Below are 217 nucleotides of genomic sequence, written 5' to 3'. Positions count from 1 at the left end.
CCCGCGCCGAACTCGGCTGGACCCCGCAACGCGACGATCTCGACCAGATCGTTGCCGACGCGCTCGCCTGGGAGCGTATCCTGACCGGCAAGAACTCGGCGCGGGCGAGATCCGAATTGGCAACCACCGCCGCGGCATCGCCAGGGCGACGATCGCCCATCTTCACCTCGAAATCATGGCCGAAGGCGCGGCGCACGCTGTCGATGACCTCGAGCAC

The 217-nt window shown here is 67.7% G+C and carries 1 pseudogene; it reads left to right on the top strand.

Going from position 1 to position 217, the window contains the following annotated elements:
* Window positions 1-217: pseudogene (locus tag FCU66_RS42490) on the top strand (hypothetical protein); the annotation flags it as partial.

Origin of the sequence: Mesorhizobium norvegicum, assembly GCF_004919685.1 — a bacterium.
GTDB classification, from domain to species: domain Bacteria; phylum Pseudomonadota; class Alphaproteobacteria; order Rhizobiales; family Rhizobiaceae; genus Mesorhizobium; species Mesorhizobium norvegicum.
Note: the sequence above shows the minus strand (reverse complement) of the source record. Positions and strands in the feature narration are given on the sequence as shown.